General features: G+C 65.4%; 19 protein-coding genes and 1 tRNA gene. 2 read left to right on the forward strand and 18 right to left on the reverse strand.

Annotation, left to right across the window (positions count from 1 at the left end; genetic code table 11):
- From nuoI to tpiA, 12 genes are all read right to left on the reverse strand, one after another.
- On the reverse strand, window positions 1-504 hold the full coding sequence (gene nuoI / locus LG367_RS07910) for an NADH-quinone oxidoreductase subunit NuoI (RefSeq protein WP_226468702.1): 504 nt from the start codon (window positions 502-504) through the stop codon (window positions 1-3).
- Window positions 504-1580, reverse strand: a complete 1077-nt coding sequence (nuoH, locus tag LG367_RS07915) for an NADH-quinone oxidoreductase subunit NuoH (RefSeq protein WP_226468703.1) — start codon at window positions 1578-1580, stop codon at window positions 504-506. Before nuoH ends, nuoI begins: the two co-directional genes overlap by 1 nt.
- On the reverse strand, window positions 1577-3820 hold the full coding sequence (nuoG, locus tag LG367_RS07920; protein WP_226468704.1) for an NADH-quinone oxidoreductase subunit NuoG: 2244 nt from the start codon (window positions 3818-3820) through the stop codon (window positions 1577-1579). The genes nuoH and nuoG overlap by 4 nt, the downstream gene beginning before the upstream one ends.
- Window positions 3817-5160, reverse strand: a complete 1344-nt coding sequence (gene nuoF / locus LG367_RS07925) for an NADH-quinone oxidoreductase subunit NuoF (protein WP_226468705.1) — start codon at window positions 5158-5160, stop codon at window positions 3817-3819. Before nuoF ends, nuoG begins: the two co-directional genes overlap by 4 nt.
- A 14-nt stretch (window positions 5161-5174) precedes the next feature.
- Window positions 5175-5717, reverse strand: coding sequence for an NADH-quinone oxidoreductase subunit NuoE (nuoE, locus tag LG367_RS07930; protein WP_226468706.1), 543 nt, complete (start codon window positions 5715-5717; stop codon window positions 5175-5177).
- Entirely contained in the window at window positions 5714-7036 is a 1323-nt protein-coding gene (locus tag LG367_RS07935) for an NADH-quinone oxidoreductase subunit D (protein WP_226468707.1), read from the reverse strand. Before LG367_RS07935 ends, nuoE begins: the two co-directional genes overlap by 4 nt.
- Window positions 7033-7797 (reverse strand): NADH-quinone oxidoreductase subunit C, encoded by a 765-nt coding sequence (locus LG367_RS07940; RefSeq protein WP_226468708.1) that lies wholly within the window; start codon window positions 7795-7797, stop codon window positions 7033-7035. The genes LG367_RS07935 and LG367_RS07940 overlap by 4 nt, the downstream gene beginning before the upstream one ends.
- Window positions 7798-7801: 4 nt before the next feature.
- Window positions 7802-8380, reverse strand: coding sequence for a NuoB/complex I 20 kDa subunit family protein (locus LG367_RS07945; protein WP_226468709.1), 579 nt, complete (start codon window positions 8378-8380; stop codon window positions 7802-7804).
- Window positions 8371-8727 (reverse strand): NADH-quinone oxidoreductase subunit A, encoded by a 357-nt coding sequence (locus LG367_RS07950; protein ID WP_226468710.1) that lies wholly within the window; start codon window positions 8725-8727, stop codon window positions 8371-8373. Before LG367_RS07950 ends, LG367_RS07945 begins: the two co-directional genes overlap by 10 nt.
- Window positions 8728-8933: 206 nt before the next feature.
- Window positions 8934-9018 (reverse strand) — tRNA-Leu (locus tag LG367_RS07955).
- A gap of 83 nt (window positions 9019-9101) precedes the next feature.
- Window positions 9102-9563 carry a preprotein translocase subunit SecG gene (secG, locus tag LG367_RS07960; RefSeq protein WP_226468711.1) on the reverse strand — a complete coding sequence of 154 codons (462 nt, stop codon included), beginning with the start codon at window positions 9561-9563 and terminating at the stop codon, window positions 9102-9104.
- Between the two features lie 22 nt (window positions 9564-9585).
- Window positions 9586-10338, reverse strand: a complete 753-nt coding sequence (gene tpiA / locus LG367_RS07965) for a triose-phosphate isomerase (RefSeq protein WP_226468712.1) — start codon at window positions 10336-10338, stop codon at window positions 9586-9588.
- Window positions 10339-10403: 65 nt separating this feature from the next.
- Between tpiA and LG367_RS07970 the strand changes: the two genes are divergently transcribed.
- Together LG367_RS07970 and LG367_RS07975 are read left to right on the forward strand one after the other, a co-directional pair.
- On the forward strand, window positions 10404-11207 hold the full coding sequence (locus LG367_RS07970) for an SDR family NAD(P)-dependent oxidoreductase (protein WP_226468713.1): 804 nt from the start codon (window positions 10404-10406) through the stop codon (window positions 11205-11207).
- A gap of 76 nt (window positions 11208-11283) precedes the next feature.
- Window positions 11284-11967 (forward strand): DUF6445 family protein, encoded by a 684-nt coding sequence (locus LG367_RS07975; protein WP_226468714.1) that lies wholly within the window; start codon window positions 11284-11286, stop codon window positions 11965-11967.
- A 50-nt stretch (window positions 11968-12017) separates the two neighbouring features.
- Here LG367_RS07975 and LG367_RS07980 read toward each other — a convergent pair whose 3' ends face one another.
- From LG367_RS07980 to accD, 6 genes are read right to left on the reverse strand one after another with little or no spacing between them, the layout of a single operon-like run.
- A complete protein-coding gene (locus LG367_RS07980) occupies window positions 12018-12395 on the reverse strand; it encodes a VOC family protein (RefSeq protein WP_226468715.1) in 378 nt (125 codons plus the stop codon).
- A gap of 28 nt (window positions 12396-12423) precedes the next feature.
- Window positions 12424-13065: an RNA polymerase sigma factor gene (locus LG367_RS07985; protein ID WP_226468716.1), complete on the reverse strand. Its 642-nt coding sequence runs from the start codon at window positions 13063-13065 to the stop codon at window positions 12424-12426.
- 13 nt (window positions 13066-13078) lie between these two features.
- A complete protein-coding gene (locus LG367_RS07990; RefSeq protein WP_226468717.1) occupies window positions 13079-13369 on the reverse strand; it encodes a hypothetical protein in 291 nt (96 codons plus the stop codon).
- 7 nt (window positions 13370-13376) lie between these two features.
- Window positions 13377-14348, reverse strand: a complete 972-nt coding sequence (locus LG367_RS07995; RefSeq protein ID WP_226468718.1) for an isopenicillin N synthase family dioxygenase — start codon at window positions 14346-14348, stop codon at window positions 13377-13379.
- Between the two features lie 54 nt (window positions 14349-14402).
- Window positions 14403-15776, reverse strand: a complete 1374-nt coding sequence (gene glmM, locus LG367_RS08000; protein ID WP_226468719.1) for a phosphoglucosamine mutase — start codon at window positions 15774-15776, stop codon at window positions 14403-14405.
- 4 nt (window positions 15777-15780) lie between these two features.
- Window positions 15781-16674, reverse strand: a complete 894-nt coding sequence (gene accD, locus LG367_RS08005; protein ID WP_226468720.1) for an acetyl-CoA carboxylase, carboxyltransferase subunit beta — start codon at window positions 16672-16674, stop codon at window positions 15781-15783.
- Window positions 16675-16740: the final 66 nt, after the last annotated feature.

The raw sequence follows: 16740 nt of genomic DNA on the forward strand, positions 1-16740 counted from the left end.
TCAGCGATATGCGGAATCAGCGGTGCGGCGTTCGGCGATCTCGGCCTCGAGCCGATCGCCCAGCGCCAGCAGCTGCGGCTTGGTGACGATGTTCTCGCCGCGGTGCTCGAAGTGGTATTCGTGGACGTGCGTCTCCACGATCGAGTCCACCGGGCAGGATTCCTCGCAGAATCCGCAGTAGATGCACTTGAACAGATCGATGTCGTAGCGCGTGGTACGGCGGGTACCGTCGGCGCGCTGCTCCGAATCGATGGTGATGGCCAGTGCCGGACACACCGCCTCACACAGCTTGCAGGCGATGCAGCGCTCCTCGCCGTTCGGATAGCGGCGCAGCGCATGCAGGCCACGGAAGCGCGGCGACTGCGGCGTCTTCTCCATCGGGTACATCAGCGTGTACTTCGGGCGCCACAGATATTTGAAGGTCAGCCACAAGCCGCCCATCAGCTCGAGCAGCAGCAGACTCTTGAACCAGTGCACCCCGTTTGAAAGCCGTATCTTGCCCATCACGCGCCCTTCTCGAATACGCCGTAGTACGCCATCAGCGCGGTCACGACGATCCAGGCGATGCTGAGCGGAATGAACACCTTCCAGCCCAGACGCATGATCTGGTCGTAGCGATAGCGCGGGAACGACGCGCGGAACCAGATGAAGCAGCTGGCGAAGAAGAACACCTTGGCGAACAGCCACCACCAGCCGTCGACCGACAGCAGCGGAATGCCCATGCCATGCAACGGCGACAGCCAGCCGCCCATGAAGAAGATCGCGGCCAGGAAGCTGACCAGGATCATGTTGGCGTATTCGGCCAGGAAGAACAGCGCGAACGCCGAGCCCGAATACTCCACCATGTGGCCGGCGACGATTTCCGATTCGCCTTCCACCACGTCGAACGGTGCGCGGTTCGTTTCGGCGACGCCGGACACGAAGTACACGACGAACAGCGGCAGCATCGGCAACCAGAACCACTCGAACAGACCGGCATCGCCCGCCTGCGCCATCACGATGTCGCTGAGATTGAGGCTGCCCGCGCCGACCATCACGCCGACCAGGGCGAAGCCCATCGCGATTTCGTAGCTCACCACCTGCGCGGCCGAACGCATCGCACCGAGGAAGGCGTACTTCGAGTTGGAAGCCCAGCCGGCAAGGATGATGCCGTACACGCCGAGCGAGGTCATCGCCAACAGATACAACAAGCCGGCATTGGCGTTCGACAGCACCAGCTGCGCGTCGAATGGAACCACCGCCCAGGCCGCAAATGCCGGCGCCAACGTCAGCAACGGCGCCAGGATATACAGCGAGCGCTGCGCGCTGCTGGGCTGGATCACTTCCTTGAACAGCAGTTTGAACACGTCAGCGAAGGCCTGGAAGATGCCCATGCCGACATACATCGGCCCGTGGCGCACATGCATCCAGCCGATCAGCTTGCGTTCCCACACCACGTAGAAGGCCACGGCCAGGATCACCGGCACGGCGATCACGAGGATCTTCAGCACGATCCAGAGCACCAGGCCGATCGCGCCCAGCGACAACAGCCAGTCGTGCAGCGGCGCGGTCAGATCGGATAGCAGGTTGGCGGTGTTCATGCGGCCACCACCTTGACGCGGCCTGCACCGAGCGCAGCGGTGGCGCCATAACCGGATTCGATCCAGGCCGCGCCTTTGGCGACGCGATCGCTAATCGCAACCTGCAAGGTGGCCGTACCGACGGCATTGGACACCTTCGCCATCGCATCGGCGCTTACGCCCGCGGCCTTGGCATCATCGGGATGCAGCGTCACGCGCGGACCCACCGTCAGCGGATGCGCCTGCAGCGCTTCGGCACGGCGCGTTACCGCATCGGTGCGATAAATCGCCTGCGAGGCAGCCAGTTCGAAGCCTTCGCCATCCACTGCCACGGCCTCCGACTTCGCCGGCGTGACGACGCGTGCTGCGATACCGCCGCGCAAGCCGCCAAGATCGGTGAACTCGAAACCAGGCAAACCCAGTTCGCCACCCAGCGCGCGCAGCACGCGCCAGCCGGCACGCGCCTCGCCCGGCAGCTTGCCGGCAGGCACGGCGCGCTGGTCGCGACCGTCGAGATTGGTGAGCGTGGCATCAATTTCAGGCAATGCGCCGATCGGCAAGATCACGTCGGCGACCGCGCGCGTGGACTGGCAGGCGAAGTGACTGAACGCCACCACCTGCGCGCCAGCCAGCGCCTTCAACGCCGTCGCCTGATCGGCGAAATCCAGACCCGGCTCGATGCCGTAGATCACATAGCCACTGCGTGGCTGCGCGAGCATCGCCTGCGCATCACGCGAAGCCGGCAGCACGCCGAGACGCGCCAGGCCGAGCGCGTTGGCGCCCTGCGGGATGCGGCACAGCGCGGCGTTGTTCGCCTTGGCGAAATCGGCCGCGGCCTTGCGGATCGCGGCGGCATGCACGCCGTTCTCGGCGACCGCGCCGACGATGACGACGGCGTGCGTCGCGCCCTGCAGCGCCTTGGCGAGTTCGCCCGACGCCAGCGCGCCGGCGATCTGTGATGGGGTCACTATCGCTTGGGACGCCACGTCGAACGCGAATTCGAAATCGACCGGATTGACGACGTGCACCTTGGCGCCGCGATTCCACGCCTTGCGCACGCGCTGATGCAGCAGCGGCACTTCATGGCGCAGATGGCTGCCGACGATCACGATCGCATCGGCCTTCTCGATCTCGGCAACCGGCATCGCGAACGCTTCGGCGACCGCGCCATCGGAAAGATCGCGCTGCGCGATGCGGTAATCGAGATTGCCGGTGCCCAGACCTTCGGCGAAGCGTGCCAGCAAAGCGCCCTCCTCGTTCGAGGTGGCCGGATGCACGAGGATGCCAAGATCATCGGCGGCGTTGTCGCGCAGGATCTTCGCGGCTTTCGCCAGCGCTTCTTCCCACGAAGCTTCACGCCACTCGCTGCCGTCCTTCACCAAAGGCTTGATCGCGCGGTCTTGCGCGTACAGCCCCTGATGCGAATAACGGTCGCGATCCGACAGCCAGCATTCGTTGACGGCTTCGTTGTCGCGCGGCACTGCGCGCAGCACGTCGCCGCGGCGCGCATGCAGGAACAGGTTGCTGCCCAATGCATCGTGATAGCCGAGCGATTCCTTGGCGATCAATTCCCAGGGACGCGCACGGAAACGGAACACCTTGTTGGTCAGCGCACCGACCGGGCACACGTCGATGACGTTGCCGGACAGTTCGGTCGTCAGCGGCTTGCCGTCGTAGGTGCCGATCTGCAGATTCTCGCCGCGCTGCATGCCGCCGAGCTCGTAGGTACCGGCGACTTCAGCGGTGAAGCGCACGCAGCGCGTGCACTGGATGCAGCGCGTCATCTCGGTCGCGACCAACGGACCGAGGTCCTCGTCGGCGATCACGCGCTTGCGCTCCTGGAAGCGGCTCACCGAGCGGCCGTAGCCGAGCGAGAGATCCTGCAGTTCGCACTCGCCGCCCTGATCACAGATCGGGCAGTCGAGCGGATGGTTGATCAGCAGGAACTCCATCACGTTGCGCTGCGCCTTCAGTGCCTTCTCGTTGCGCGTGAAGACTTTCAGGCCATCCATCACTGGCGTGGCGCAGGCGGGCGACGGCTTCGGCGCGGAACGTCCGCCGACTTCGGTGTCGACCAGGCACATGCGGCAGTTCGCCGCGATCGCCAGCTTGTCGTGATAGCAGAAGCGCGGGATCGGAATGCCGGCCTTGTCGGCGGCATGGATGATCATCGACCCCTTGGGCGCGGCCAGCTCGACGCCATCGATGAAGATCGTGACGTGATCCGGTGGCAGGTTGGGATTGACCGGCTGCGCACTCATGCCGCAACTCCGAGTTTCTCGTCGACGATCGAACGCCCGTTGCAGATGAAGTATTCGAACTCATCCCAGTAATGGCGCAGGAAACCTTGCACCGGCCAGGCCGCGGCTTCGCCGAAGGCGCAGATGGTGTGGCCTTCGATCTGGCCAGCAGCGGCCTTGAGCATGTTGAGATCGTCGAGCGTGGCCTGCCCTTCGACGATGCGGGTCAGCACGCGGTACATCCAGCCGGTGCCTTCGCGGCACGGCGTGCACTGGCCGCAGCTTTCCTTGAAATAGAAGCGCGCGATGCGCTGACAGGCGCGCACCATGCAAGTAGTTTCGTCCATCACGATCACGGCGCCGGAGCCGAGGCCGGAACCGGCCTTCTGGATCGCGTCGTAGTCCATCGTCAGGCTCATCATCGTCTCCGCCGGCAGCACCGGCATCGACGAACCGCCCGGGATCACGCCCTTGAGCTTGTGCCCGTTGCGCACGCCGCCGGCCATTTCCAGCAGCTCTGCGAACGTGGTGCCAAGACGAACTTCGTAATTGCCCGGCTTATTGACGTGCCCGGACACCGAGAAGATCTTGCAACCGCCGTTATTCGGCTTGCCAAGTTCCAGGAACCACTGCGCGCCGTTGCGCACGATCGCCGGCACCGAAGCATAGGTTTCGGTGTTGTTGATCGTGGTCGGCTTGCCGAACAGGCCGAAATTGGCCGGGAACGGCGGCTTGAAGCGCGGCTGGCCCTTCTTGCCTTCCAGCGACTCCATCAGCGCGGTTTCTTCGCCGCAGATGTAGGCGCCGGCGCCGAGCGCGTTGTAGAGATCAATGTCCACGCCGCTGCCGAGGATGTTCTTGCCCAGCCAGCCATGCTTGTAGGCTTCGGCGGTGGCTTCCTCGAGATGCTCGAACGGCTCGTGGTGGAACTCGCCACGCAGATAGTTGTAACCAACCGTGCTGCCGGTGGCGTAGCAGGCGATCGCCATGCCCTCGATCACCGCGTGCGGGTTGTAGCGCAGGATGTCGCGATCCTTGGCGGTACCCGGCTCGGACTCGTCCGAGTTGCAGAGGATGTACTTCTGCATGTCACCCTTGGGCATGAAGCTCCACTTCAAGCCAGTCGGGAAGCCCGCGCCGCCGCGGCCGCGCAGGCCGGACTGCTTCACCATCTCGACGACATCGGCCGGCGGGATCTTCTCTTCGAGGATCTTGCGCAGCGCGGCGTAGCCGCCGGTCTTCAGATAATTCTCGTACGACCACGGCTTGTCGAAATGCAGCGTGGTGTACACGGCCTGGTGCGCCTGCGGCGCGGGGCCGACGGGACCATAACCTTCAGAGTGGGACGTGTGATGTGCCATGTGGGGGTCCGGCCTCACTTCCTGCTGTCTAGCGTCAAGCTGTCGAGCAACTCGTCGACCTTCGCGGCGTCGAGCTTCTCGTGGTAATGGCCATTGATGACGACCACCGGCGCGCCACAGCAGCCGGCGACGCATTCTTCCTCGCGCTTGAGGTAGATGCGGCCGTCGGCGGTGGATTCGCCGAGCTTGCAGCCGAGCTTCTTCTCGGCGTGCTTGACCAGATCCTCGGCGCCGTTGAGCCAGCAACTGATGTTCGTGCAGAACGCGACATTGTGGCGGCCGACCTTCTGCGTCTCGAACATCGAGTAGAACGTGGCCACTTCGTACGCCCACACCGGCGGGAGGTCGAGGTACTTGGCGACGCCCGCGATTAGTTCGTCGGTCAGCCAACCGCCATTCTGCTCCTGCGCCGCGTGCAGGCCCTGCAGCACGGCCGAGCGCTTGCGATCCGGCGGAAACTTGGTCAGCCAGTGGTCGATGTGCGCACGCGTCTCGTCGCTCAGCACGACCATCGGGTCGACGTTGCGCGCGTTTTCGAAATTGCCTGTCGCCCTCATCGGTCAATCTCTCCGAACACGATGTCGTACGTGCCGATCATCGCTACCACGTCGGCCAGCATGTGGCCTTTCACGATCTCATCCATCGACGACAAGTGCGCGAAGCCCGGCGCGCGCAGATGCACGCGGAACGGTTTGTTGGCGCCGTCGGAGACGAGGTAGCAGCCGAATTCGCCCTTCGGCGCCTCGACCGCGCTGTACGTCTCGCCCGCCGGCACGCAATAGCCTTCGGAGAACAGCTTGAAGTGATGGATCAGTGCTTCCATGTCGTCCTTCATCTCCTCGCGGGAGGGAGGCGACACTTTGTAGTTGTCGAGCATCACCGGGCCTGGGTTGGCCTTCAGCCACTTCACGCACTGCTCGATGATGCGGGTGGATTGGCGCATCTCGGCGATACGCACCAGATAACGGTCGTAGCAGTCGCCCTTCACGCCCACCGGAATGTCGAAATCGACTTCGGCGTACTTCGCGTACGGCTGCTTCTTGCGCAGATCCCAGGCCACGCCGGAACCGCGCAGCATCGGGCCGGTCATGCCCCAGGCCAGCGCCTGTTCGGGCGGGATCACGCCGATGCCGACGGTGCGCTGTTTCCAGATGCGGTTGTCGGTGAGCAGCGTTTCGTATTCGTCGATGCGATGCACGAAATCCTGGGAGAAGGCCTCCAGGTAATCCAGCATCGAACCTTCGCGCCAGGCGTTGAAGCGCTTGAGCTTGGCGCCCTTCTTCCACGGCGATTCGCGGTACTGCGGCATGCGCTCCGGCAGATCGCGGTAGACGCCGCCGGGGCGGTAGTACGTGGCGTGCATGCGCGCGCCACTCACCGCCTCGTACACGTCCATCAATTCCTCGCGTTCACGGAAGGCGTACAGGAACACCGCCATCGCGCCGAGGTCGAGCGCGTTCGAACCCACCCACATCAGGTGGTTCAGGATGCGCGTGATTTCGTCGAACAGCGTGCGGATCCACTGCGCGCGTTCCGGCGCCTCGATGCCCATCAGCGATTCGATCGCACGCACGTAGGCGTGCTCGTTGCACATCATCGAGACGTAATCCAGGCGATCCATGTAGCCGATCGACTGGTTGAAGGGCTTGGATTCGGCGAGCTTCTCGGTGCCGCGATGCAGCAGGCCGATGTGCGGATCGGCACGCTGCACCACTTCGCCGTCCATTTCCAGGATCAGGCGCAGCACGCCGTGCGCGGCCGGATGCTGCGGGCCGAAGTTCAGCGTGTAGTTGCGGATTTCCTGCTTCGCCTCGCCTTCATTGCTGGCGAAGGCAAGGTGCGAGGGATGCGGATGGTCTTCGGGTTGCGCGCTCATTTCGCGCCCTCCGCCTTGCGTGACATCTGTTCGCCGGCCGCGGTCGCGTAGCGTGCGTCGTCGCGTATCACGCGCGGGACAGCGACGCGCGGCTCGACGGAGGTCACAGGTTCGTACACGACACGCTTCTTCTCGGCGTCGTAACGCACTTCGACATTGCCGATCAACGGGAAGTCCTTGCGGAAGGGATGCCCGACGAAGCCGTAATCGGTGAGAATGCGGCGCAGATCGGGATGGCCCTGGAAAATGATGCCGATCAGATCGAACGCCTCGCGCTCGAACCAATTGGCAACCGGCCAAAGATCGGTGACCGAAGCAACGATCGGAAGATCATCATTAGGCGCATACGCTTTCACGCGCACGCGGCGATTGTTCTGCACGGACAGCAATTGCAGCACCGCGGCGAAGCGGCGCTGCGGCGTCGGCATCGAGGCCTCGCCTTGCGGTTCTGCGACCTGGCGGCTCGGCGTCTCGCCGAACTTGAAGCGGCCGACGTTGCGTCCCTCGACGCCACGGCTGAACCCTTCCGAGGAGACATCGGTGTCCCACTCGTCGCTGCCGTAACCGAGGTAGTCGACGCCGCAGACATCGATCAGCTGCTCGAAACCGAACTCGTCGCGCAGCGCCTTGCAGCCGTCGTGCCAGGCTTCGCTGGAGAACACGATGCCGACCTCGCCGCGCGGTTGCGCGACCGTGACCTCGGCATCGGGGAAGCGCGTGCGCAGGCGCTGGGCGAAAGTGGATGCAGACTCAGCCGTCATACCATCAACCTTCCCGCAGTCCTGTCTTGTTGTCGCCGAAGTTGGTGCTGCGGCGGATCTTCTTCTGCAATTGCAGGATGCCGTACACCAGCGCCTCGGCCGTGGGCGGACAGCCCGGCACGTAGATATCAACCGGCACGATGCGATCGCAGCCGCGCACCACCGAATAGGAATAGTGATAGTAGCCGCCGCCGTTGGCGCAGCTGCCCATCGAGATCACCCACTTCGGGTCGGGCATCTGGTCGTAGACCTTGCGCAGCGCCGGAGCCATCTTGTTGACCAGGGTGCCGGCCACGATCATCACGTCGGATTGACGCGGCGACGGGCGGAACACCACACCGTAGCGATCGAGATCGAGACGCGCGGCGCCCGCGTGCATCATCTCCACCGCGCAGCACGCCAGGCCGAAGGTCATCGGCCACATCGAACCGGTGCGCGCCCAATTCAGCAGCACGTCGGAACTGGTGGTGACGAAACCGCGCTCGAGCAGCGGATTCTCGCCCTGGGGACGCAGGATGTCGTCGACCCGACCTTCCGGCAGCGGGTTGTTCATCAGGCGCGCGACGGTTTGACTCACTCCCATTCGAGCGCCCCTTTCTTCCAGACGTAGATAAAGCCGAGCAGCAGCATGCCGGCGAAGATGCCCATCTCGATCAGGCCGAGCGTGCCGAGGTCGCGGAACACGGTGGCCCAGGGCACGATGAAGATGATTTCCAGATCGAAAATGATGAACTGGATCGCGATCAGGTAATAGCGCACGTCGAACTGCATGCGCGCGTCCTCGAACGCGGCGAAGCCGCATTCGTACGGCGACAGTTTCTCGGGCGTCGGGCGCTTGGGCCCCAGCATGTTGCCAATGATCAGCAATGCAATGCCGATACCGGTGGCAACGAACAGGAACAGTAGGGTCGGCAGGTATTCGGCCAGCACTCTGTGTTCTCTCGGCTTGAGAACGGCAACGAATCAAAGAGGAGTCGGAGTGGAGTCAGGACGCGACCGCTTGCCCTTCCCTCGTATCCAAACTCCTCTTCAGTTCATTTCCGCTCTGTGGCTACGCGTGGAATGAAGCCGGGAAAAGGTAGTCGGGCGAACCTGCTTGCCTGACCTCTTTTCCTGCGGCTCACTCCCGCATTACGTGGTGCCCAAGGGGGGACTCGAACCCCCACGACCTAAGCCGCTACCACCTCAAGGTAGTGCGTCTACCAATTCCGCCACCTGGGCAATTTTTTTCGCTCCGCGCGATACCTCGTACGGAACTTGTCTATTGTAAAGGAACCGCTGAACTTTGTTCAGGCCCTTCGCGATTACTTCTTGTCCTGCGGAGCGGGCTGCGACGGCGCCTGCTGCTGGGACTGCGGCTGCGCATTGGCCGGCTGCGCGCCGGCTTGCGGCACCGGCGCGGATTGCGCGGGAACCTGCGACGGAGCGTTCTGCGCAGGCGCCGAAGGAATTTTGGGCGCGGTGTCGGGCGCCGGCGGGACGACCTGCCCCATCACGCCGAGGTCCTGCTGGCCCGGAGCAACGGGCCTGGCGCTGTGGGTGGCGCTCCACGCCATGTACAGCGTGATCGCGAAGAACGCGATCGCCAGCCACTTGGTGGCCTTGGACAGGAAGTTGGACGAACCGCGCGCGCCGAAGACGGTCGCGGACGCGCCGCCGCCGAAGCCGGAACCGGCCTGCGCGCCGGCGCCACGCTGCATGAGGATCAGCGCGATCATCGCGATGGCGATGAGCACGAATATCACGTTGAGGATCAGCAACAACATCGAGTGGGACTCTCGTCAGAATTCAGTTCGCGGCGGCCGAGACGATGGCCAGGAAATCGGCGGCCACCAGCGACGCACCGCCGATCAGCCCGCCGTCCACGTCCGGCTGAGCGAACAGCGCGGCGGCGTTCTCAGGCTTCACGCTCCCGCCGTACAGCAGCGGCAGCGAATCCGCGATTGTAGCATCGCGGGAAGCGGCCTCGCCACGGATGAAAGCGTGCATGGCCTGGGCCTGCTCCGGGCTGGCGGTGCGGCCGGTTCCGATCGCCCAGACCGGCTCGTAGGCCACCACGGCGCCGTCGAAGGCCTGGGCGCCGGCCAGTTCGAAGACCGGGGCGAGCTGGGCGGCGATCACCGCCTCGGTCTGGCCGGCTTCGCGCTGCTCCAGGGTCTCGCCGACGCACAGGATCGGGGTCAGGCCGGCGTGTTTGGCGGCCAGGAACTTCTGCGCGACCAATTCGTTGCTCTCCTGGTGGTACTGCCGGCGCTCGGAATGGCCGACCAGCCCGTAACGGGCGCCGACATCCACCAGCATCCCCGCCGAGACCTCGCCGGTGTAGGCGCCCTTCTCGTTCTTGCTGACGTCCTGGGCACCGAAGGCCACGGCATGGCCCTGGAAATCGCGGATCAGCTCGCCGAGGTACGGCAACGGCGGCAGCAGCACCGCCTCCACACCCGCCACCGGCAGGCCGACCACCAGTTCTGCCACCAGTTGGGTGGCGAAATCGCGGCTACCGTGCAGCTTCCAGTTCCCGGCGACGATCCTGCGGCGCATCAGCGACTCCTGAACGTTGAAAGGAACAGAATAGCTGATCCCCTCCCACGGCCCGGAACCAAACGATGACGACAGCCCCCTCCGCCGGCTACGCCCTGATTACTGGCGCCTCCAGCGGTATCGGTGAAGCCATCGCCCGTGAATACGCGCGCCGGGGCGTGCCGTTGATCCTGACCGCGCGCCGCTTCGAGCGGCTGCAGACCCTGGCCGACGAGCTGCGCGCCCTGGTGCCGGTGGTGGTGATCGCCGCCGACCTCGCCGACCCGGCCACGCCACGCGCGCTGGTGGCGGAAATCCAGCAGCGCGAGCTGCCGGTGCGCATCCTGGTCAACAACGCCGGTTACGGTGTGCCGGGCCGCTACCTGAGCAAGGACTGGGCGACGCACGCGCATTTCCTGCAGGTAATGATCGGCGCGGTGTGCGAACTGACCTGGCGCCTGCTGCCATCGATCCGCGCACAGGGCGGCCGCATCCTCAACGTCGCCTCGTTCGCGGCGCTGGTGCCGTCGGCGGACGGGCAGACGCTCTATGCGCCGGTGAAGAGTTTCCTGGTCAAGTTCAGCGAGGCTTTGTCGCTGGAGAACGCCGACGCCGGCGTGCATGCCACGGCGCTCTGCCCCGGCTTCACTTGGTCCGAGTTCCACGACGTGACCGGCACGCGCGCGATGATGTCGAAGCTGCCGAAATGGATGTGGTTGAAATCGGAGGACGTGGCCCGCGCCGGCATCGATGCGGCCGAACGCGGGCAGGTCGTGGCGGTGCCGGGGCTGGTTTACAAGCTGATCCGCGGCCTGACCTGGCTGCTGCCCGATGGCCTGCTGCTCAAGCTGATGGCGCGCAATTCGCGCAAGATTCGCCCGATCGACTGACCCATCGCGCTCACGCCGGCCGAACCTGGGACATGGCGCCCGCCACAGAACGGCATGCCCGTTCTATAGTGCGGAGATGCTCGGACAACGCCCCCAACCGCAGCGCCGCCTGCCGATCCTGCCCTACCAGAAGCCGACGCTCGGCCGCGACTATTGGCTGCTGGACGACGCCCTGCCCAATGCCGATGCGATCCGCGCCCGCTGCCTGGCCAAAACCGACTGGCACGAGGGCTACCCCTACAAGCCGGAAAGCTGGCCGGGACTGCGCTCGATTCCCTGCCTCGAGCCGGATGAACTGGCGGCCCTCGAGGCCTGGGTGAAACAGGCCACCGGCGCCAAGAAACTGACGGTGACCACCGCCGCGGACGGCACCCACCTCAACCACAATTGTGTGCAGGTGGTCGGCATCGACGAATGCCAGCCACGACCGCACACCGATTCACGCCACCTGTGCCGCTATGCCGCGGTGCTCTATCTCAACCCCAACGTGCCGGACAGCTGCGGCACCGGCTTCTACCGGCAGCGCATGCCCGGCGGCCAGCTCGGCGGCAACACGGTGATGGCGCCGCATCTGAATCTCGCCGACGCGCTGGGCTCGCGCTTCGTCGCGCCCGACTCGTTCGTCGAGGACATGCGCATCCCGCACCGCTACAACCGGCTGCTGCTGTATCGCGCCAACCTGATCCACAGCGCCACCGGCTATTGGGGGCAGACGCTGCAGGAGAAGCGGATGGCGGCGGTGTTCTTCTGGATGACCTGAGGCAACCCAGGACATGACCCTCCCCCGCTTGCGGGAGAGGGAGTGGCATCCTACTTCCTGCGCGGCAGGTCCGGCCCCTGATGCAGGCTCAGCAGATTGCGGTCGGGATCGACGAAATCCAGCGACAGCCCGCCATCCGGCGATTCGCCGACCGGCACCACGATCTCGACGCCGCGGCCGGCCAGCGCCTCGGCGTAATCGTCGATGCCGCCATCGAGACTGAACACGACCACCGGCGATTCTCCCGCCTTGGCCGCGTGCACGATGAACACCAGCACCAGTTCGCCGACCTGCGCCATCGCGAACGCGCCGTCGTGGCCATCGACGAGATTGACCGGCAGACCGAGCGTATCGCGATAGAAATCGACCGAACGGGAAAGATCGGTGACGAAGAAAACGATGGCGCCTACCTTGCAGTTGGACAGCATGGGAACTCCTCCTGTTGTGTGGTTCCGCCTATCCGTTGCCGCTGGCATCCGAAGTGTGAGCACGGGTGCGGATCACCAGCAGATGACCGTCGCCGTCGTGGGTGCCCAGCCCCTCGCCGCCAGACATCGCGGCCCGCAACGCGCGGCGCACCAGCCCGAACTGCAGATCGGCGCTACGCGCGGGATCGCGCACGTAGGCGAGCGCGAGGCTTTCGCTCCGCTCCGCCGGCCGCAATCCGGCCAGCGCCTTGCGGATGCCGGTCAATCGCTGCCGGAACGCGGCGGGGCTAATGCCGAGGAGCCAGCGGATCTCCTCCGCCGACAGGCCGTGCAATGCAAGGACCGCCACCTTGCGGCTCGCGGGAGGCAGGCGTCGCAACCAATCGGGCGCGGGTGGCGGCGCATCATGATCGGCCGCTTCCGAAACACACTCTTCGACCATCGCTTCCCGGGCGATGGCATCGAGGCTCTCACGGCGGCGGCGCCGTACCGCCGAGCGCGCCTGCAACGCCGCCTGATTGCGCAGCACCCCACTCAGCCAAGGCAGATCGGAGCGACCGGCCTGCAGCGCGGCGAGCAGGGTTTCCTGGACAAGGTCGTCGGCGTCCGCCGGACGCTTCGCTAGCCGGCGGGCCTGCGCGTACAGCTGATCGCAAGTAGCCCGATCCATAGGCGCCGTCGCATCATCCGACCATCAGCACGGCGGCGATGCACAGCGCCACCGCGGACACGCCCCGATACCACCACCGGCCCCTGGCGCGCTTGAACATCGTCAAGCCGGCGATCGCCAGCGTCAGCGCGAGCAGGAGGATGAGTCCGAAAAAAAACAGTGCGATCGGCCCGGCGACATCGCCGATCCGCATGCCATCCACCAGCATGACGGCGGCATAGCCGACCAGTGCGACCGCCGCCAGCAGTTCGAGCGTCGCGAGCAGGCGCTCCCCGATCGGCGACACGTCGCGCGCGGTGCTCACCGGCGCCTTATTTCAGCTTGATCTCGCGCAGCCGCTCTTCCAGATACCCCTGCGCCGTGATCGCCTCGGGATAACGCTTGGGATTATCCGGCGTGATCGTGGACGGCAGCACGTCGATCAGGAAGTCGGGATTCGGATGCAGGAAGAACGGCACCGAATAACGCGGCTTGCGCGCCTGCTCGCCCGGCGGATTGACCACGCGGTGCGTGGTGGACGGATACACGTGATTGGTCAGGCGCTGCAGCATGTCGCCGATGTTGACGACAATGGTGTCGGAGTCCGAGGTGAACGGTACCCACTCGCCCTTCTTCGACAGCACTTCCAGACCGGCGGCGCTGGCGCCGACCAGCAGCGTGATCAGGTTGATGTCCTCGTGCGCGCCGGCGCGCACGTTGGGGATGTCGTCGGCGGTGATCGGCGGATAGTGGATCGGGCGCAGGATCGAATTGCCGAAGTCGGTCTTGTCGGCGAAGTAGTTCTCCGGCAGGCCGATGTGCAGCGCCAGCGCGCGCAGCACCTGCGAGCCGAGCTCGTCGAGCGCGTTGTAGAGCGCGTAGCCCTTTTCGTGGAAGCCTTCGACTTCCTCAGGCCACAGATTCGGCGCCATCACGTCGCGGTACTTGGAGTTGTCGGGAATCTCGCGGCCGATGTGCCAGAACTCCTTCAGGTCGGAGTACTTGGCGCCCTTCGCGGTCTCCACGCCGAACGGCGTGTAGCCGCGCGCGCCGCCGCCGCCGGGGACGTGATACTGCTTCTTGGTCTCCTCCGGCAGCGCGAAGAAGCGCTTGAACACGTCGTAGGAATCGTCGATCAGCGACTGCGGAATGCCGTGGTTGCGGATGCCCGCGAAACCCCATTCGCGATAGGCGGCGCCGAGTTCGTCTACGAAGGCCTGACGATCCTCGGGGCTGGTCGGATGAGTGAAGCGGCGGATGTCGAGTGTGGGGATTTGGGAAGCAGTGGTCTGGCTGGTGCTCATCTGATGTGTCTCTGTCCTTGGCAACCCCGGCGCCCGTGCGTCGGGGCGAAATACTCAGGCGGCTGCCGCGCGCACGGCGTCGGCCAACCGATCCAGCGTAGTCTGCACCAACTCCGCGTCGTCCGCCTCCACCGTCACGCGCACGACCGGCTCGGTGCCGGAAGGCCGCAGGAAGGCGCGCCCCCTGCCCTCCACCGCCCGCTGCGCGTCCGCCAGCGCCGCTTTCACGCTGTCCGCCTCGGTCGGCTTGGCACCGCCGCCGTAGCGCACGTTGATCGTCTTCTGCGGCACCTTGCGCAGCCCGCGCAGCGCTTCCTGCAGGCTGATGCCGCGGCGATGCAGCACTTCCAGCACCTGCAACGCGCTGATGATGCCGTCACCGGTGGTGGCACGGTCCAGGCACAGCAGGTGCCCGGACGCCTCGCCACCGAGGATGCCGCCATGTTCGAGCAGCGCCTGGTGCACGTAGCGGTCGCCGACCTTGGCGCGGATGAAGCCGATGCCGGCATCGGCGAGCGCGCGCTCGAGTCCGTAGTTGGTCATCAGCGTGCCGACTACCGGCCCATGCAGGCGGCCGCTTTCCTTCCAGTCGGACGCGAGCAGGAACAGCAGATCGTCGCCGTCGCGCAGCACGCCGTCGCTGTCGACGAACAGGACACGGTCGCCGTCGCCGTCGAAGGCGATGCCGAGATCGGCGCCGGTCTCGCGCACGCGCGCGGCCAGGCCTTCCGGATGCGTGGAACCGACGCCGTCGTTGATGTTCAGGCCGGAAGGATCCACGCCGATCGTATCGACACGGGCGCCCATCTCGCGCAGCACCAGCGGCCCGATCTGATAGGTGGCGCCGTGCGCGCAGTCGAGCACGATGCGCATGCCGTCCAGCTCGAAATGACGCGAGACCGAACTCTTGCAGGCTTCCACATAGCGGCCGACCGCATCGCGGGTGCGGATCGCCTTGCCGAGCTGTTCCGAGGTCACCGTGCTGAACGGATTCTCCAGCGCCGCCTCGATCGCCAGTTCCGTGGCGTCGTCGAGCTTCTCGCCTTCGGCGGAAAAGAACTTGATGCCGTTGTCGTAATGCGGATTGTGCGAAGCGGAAATCACGATGCCGCCATCGGCGCGCAGCGAGCGCGTCAGATGGGCCACGGCGGGCGTGGGCATCGGTCCCATCAACTGCACGTCGACGCCCGCGGCAACCAGCCCGGCCTCCAGCGCCGCCTCGAACATGTAGTTGGAAATGCGTGTGTCCTTGCCGATGATCACCTGCGGACGGCGCCACTCGCCGCCACGCTTCTCGCCGGCCTGCCGCATCGCCGCGCGCAACGTGTGACCGTAGGCATTGCCCAGGCGCAGCACGAAATCAGCCGAGATCGGGCCTTCGCCGACACGGCCGCGGATGCCGTCGGTTCCAAAATATTGTCTGCTCATACACCTATGCTTCGACGATCACATCGTCTTCGGGTTTGGGGGCCCCTGTAAGTAGCGCAAGCAGATGCGCGAGGCGTTCGCGCAGTTCACGGCGGTCGCAGATCTGATCGATCGCGCCGTGTTCGAGCAGGAATTCGGAACGCTGGAAGCCTTCCGGCAGCGTTTCGCGCACGGTCTGCTCGATCACGCGCGGACCGGCGAAGCCGATCAGCGCTTCCGGTTCGGCGATGTTGATGTCGCCCAGCATCGCGAACGAGGCCGAGACGCCGCCGGTGGTGGGATGCGTGAGCACCGAGATGTAAGGCAGCCCGGCATCGCGCAGGCGCGCCAGCGCGGCCGAGGTCTTGGCCATCTGCATCAGCGAGAACAGGCTTTCCTGCATGCGCGCGCCGCCGCTGGCGGAGAAGCAGATGAAGGGCGAGCCGATTTCCAGCGCGTGTTCGGCGCCGAGCGTGAAGCGCTCGCCGACCACCGAGCCCATCGAGCCGCCCATGTAGGCGAAGTCGAAGGCGCTGGCGACCAGCGGACGCTGCTTCAGCGTGCCCTGCAGCGTGACCAGGGCATCGCGTTCACCCGTGGCCTTCTGCGCGGCCTTGATGCGGTCGCTGTATTTCTTCTGGTCCTTGAACTTGAGCACGTCGGTCGGGCCGAGCGCGGCACCGATCTCCTCCGTGCTGCCGGCGTCAAAGAGCGCCGCCAGGCGCACGCGCGCGCGGATCGGCATGTGGAAGTTGCATTTCGGGCAGACCTCGAGGTTCTCCTCGAGCTCGGGGCGATAGAGCACGGCGCCGCAGCGCTCGCATTTTTCCCACAGCCCTTCCGGCACGCTGCGCTTCTTGGTCGCACCAGCCTCGGTGCGGATGCGCGCGGGCATCAATTTCTTCAGCCAGGACGACATGCGTTCGGAGTAGCCTCATAGCGGCCGGGCCGCGTTCAGGGGAGAAGTTTAACGCACGCACGCTAT

This window comes from Luteimonas panaciterrae (genome assembly GCF_020511115.1).
GTDB lineage: Bacteria > Pseudomonadota > Gammaproteobacteria > Xanthomonadales > Xanthomonadaceae > Luteimonas > Luteimonas panaciterrae.

Excerpts from the sequence above, each read along its gene's own strand:
- LG367_RS07985 (WP_226468716.1), bottom strand. The coding sequence starts at position 13,065 with ATGGATCGGGCTACTTGCGATCAGCTGTACGCGCAGGCCCGCCGGCTA.
- LG367_RS07940 (WP_226468708.1), bottom strand. The coding sequence starts at position 7,797 with ATGACGGCTGAGTCTGCATCCACTTTCGCCCAGCGCCTGCGCACGCGC.
- glmM (WP_226468719.1), bottom strand. The coding sequence starts at position 15,776 with ATGAGCAGACAATATTTTGGAACCGACGGCATCCGCGGCCGTGTCGGC.
- tpiA (WP_226468712.1), bottom strand. The coding sequence starts at position 10,338 with ATGCGCCGCAGGATCGTCGCCGGGAACTGGAAGCTGCACGGTAGCCGC.
- LG367_RS07970 (WP_226468713.1), top strand. The coding sequence starts at position 10,404 with ATGACGACAGCCCCCTCCGCCGGCTACGCCCTGATTACTGGCGCCTCC.
- nuoI (WP_226468702.1), bottom strand. The coding sequence starts at position 504 with ATGGGCAAGATACGGCTTTCAAACGGGGTGCACTGGTTCAAGAGTCTG.
- nuoH (WP_226468703.1), bottom strand. The coding sequence starts at position 1,580 with ATGAACACCGCCAACCTGCTATCCGATCTGACCGCGCCGCTGCACGAC.
- nuoG (WP_226468704.1), bottom strand. The coding sequence starts at position 3,820 with ATGAGTGCGCAGCCGGTCAATCCCAACCTGCCACCGGATCACGTCACG.
- accD (WP_226468720.1), bottom strand. The coding sequence starts at position 16,674 with ATGTCGTCCTGGCTGAAGAAATTGATGCCCGCGCGCATCCGCACCGAG.
- LG367_RS07980 (WP_226468715.1), bottom strand. The coding sequence starts at position 12,395 with ATGCTGTCCAACTGCAAGGTAGGCGCCATCGTTTTCTTCGTCACCGAT.
- LG367_RS07975 (WP_226468714.1), top strand. The coding sequence starts at position 11,284 with ATGCTCGGACAACGCCCCCAACCGCAGCGCCGCCTGCCGATCCTGCCC.
- LG367_RS07945 (WP_226468709.1), bottom strand. The coding sequence starts at position 8,380 with ATGGGAGTGAGTCAAACCGTCGCGCGCCTGATGAACAACCCGCTGCCG.
- LG367_RS07935 (WP_226468707.1), bottom strand. The coding sequence starts at position 7,036 with ATGAGCGCGCAACCCGAAGACCATCCGCATCCCTCGCACCTTGCCTTC.
- LG367_RS07995 (WP_226468718.1), bottom strand. The coding sequence starts at position 14,348 with ATGAGCACCAGCCAGACCACTGCTTCCCAAATCCCCACACTCGACATC.
- nuoE (WP_226468706.1), bottom strand. The coding sequence starts at position 5,717 with ATGAGGGCGACAGGCAATTTCGAAAACGCGCGCAACGTCGACCCGATG.
- secG (WP_226468711.1), bottom strand. The coding sequence starts at position 9,563 with ATGTTGTTGCTGATCCTCAACGTGATATTCGTGCTCATCGCCATCGCG.
- nuoF (WP_226468705.1), bottom strand. The coding sequence starts at position 5,160 with ATGGCACATCACACGTCCCACTCTGAAGGTTATGGTCCCGTCGGCCCC.